At 46.6% G+C, this 1,658-nt stretch carries 2 protein-coding genes; both read right to left on the bottom strand.

Annotated elements, in window-relative coordinates; translation table 11 throughout:
- Positions 1 to 316: 316 nt before the first annotated feature.
- Positions 317 to 655, bottom strand: a complete 339-nt coding sequence (locus PPL9_RS14300) for a hypothetical protein (RefSeq protein ID WP_057463331.1) — start codon at positions 653 to 655, stop codon at positions 317 to 319.
- On the bottom strand, positions 652 to 1,658 hold a 1,007-nt coding region (locus PPL9_RS14295), incomplete at its 5' end, for a polymorphic toxin-type HINT domain-containing protein (protein WP_200962322.1). The genes PPL9_RS14300 and PPL9_RS14295, both read right to left, overlap by 4 nt.

Here is a 1,658-nt window from a genome sequence, read left to right as displayed (position 1 = left end):
GGAATACATACGATGATTTCTAAACAGAGTAGGCAGACAAAATTATTCAATGAAATCAGGGCGTGTGTGCAGCGATCTAGTCCGTCTGTCAAACCACCCTTTCTAAGACACAAAAAGAACATCAAATGTGTGGCCTAAAGCCTTCCCGTAAATTGGTGACTTTCGCTATGGCGATAAAATAGGAAGGTACATTGTCAGCTCCGCGGCGGTTCCAGCGGCGACCATGTAGCTCACCAATAATAGTACTGAGCTACATGGCTGATTTTGGGATACTCACGGCCAACTTAAACATCAACGGGGGAGAGAACTATTGCCATTACCCTTTGTCGGGATACTCAAATTTTGTCGCGACGCTGCCGTCTTCATTAATTGTGAGCGTGAATGCGTTCCAGTCCCCACCTGTTTGGGCTTTCATTAGAGAATGAAGTTCTTTGATCAGGATCATGGAATCTTCGCTTAGCCGCCTATCCAAAAATGTCGAAATAGTCTTATCTTTTACTACATAATTGAACTGTTCTTCAACGCTGGCACTTCCATCGTCAAACCTCAAGTACTCAAATCTACAATTTGCAGATGTTGCTTCCTGAGGGCAACTACCAGACACCATATGGTATACTTGGTCGATAACTTTCCGTTGCTGCTCGATCGGGTTCATTGGCCACCTCCTGCAATATTGTCAAACTTCAGCCTTTTGGCTTGGCCATTTATTATGTAGTCAATTTCAAGTTTGTCCGGCCTTGCGCCGCCGGGATCCGAGCGAGTAAACCTAATGGTTACATTGCCTACGTCTTCCCCTTTTTTCAAGGCGTCCGTGATTTTGAGTTCCCATGTCTTATAAGCGCTATTGTTGAAGTTACTGTTTTGTGGGAACAGGTTGAACCTATCACAAGTTCCGCCATGACGACACGCCTGAATATGGCCGCCAACATCACCAGCTATACCTTCTTTTCCAACCTTGGTCTGCCGGCCATCGCGAACACCAGGTGCATCCAAAGGCTTGTAGGTGATCTCTTCAACATAGCCAAAACCATTTGTCTTAAAGTTAGTGCCATTGTCCAACTCGATCCAACTGTCTGCTGGCGGGTTGTTCAACAGTTCATACTCCGTTGATCCCTTAACAGCCTTGTCTACTTCAACACGAGTACGTACCTGCAGACCTACAGTTGAAATCTCCGAACTGCTAGCAGAGCCAATCTTACTAAAGGAGCCATCTGTCTGCTGTGTAAACTTGCTGCCGTAGGCACCAATAATAGTGTCTTTGTCGAGATACTTGCCACCATTAGCCAGCAGCTCAACCGGGTCGCAGGTGTTGTGAACCCACGCTTTGAGTTTACCAACGAAATAGGTATGCGTATCAGCAACCTCGAAGTTGTAAGTGTCTTGTCGCTGGCTCTCTACCTCAACAGACTTTACTTCAAGGAAACTGGTAGTCTCTTCCCCGGTTTCATGACTTTCGACCAGATCCCCTGGAGCGAGACCAGAGGCTTCCACCCAGCCCTTGCCATTGACATAGAAGGGATGTTCCGCTGTTGTGCCCAGCTTCTCTGTCTCACCTTGTGCATTTTGCAGTGAAACTGAGTAGATTTGCTTATTATTGTTCCTGAACAGCTTCGTCACGGGTTTAGCCGTCGTGACTTTCAACTTGTCATCACGGGAGA

The sequence above is a fragment of the Pseudovibrio sp. POLY-S9 genome, assembly GCF_001431305.1.
Lineage (GTDB): Bacteria > Pseudomonadota > Alphaproteobacteria > Rhizobiales > Stappiaceae > Pseudovibrio.
This window is presented reverse-complemented; position numbering and strand designations above follow the sequence as displayed.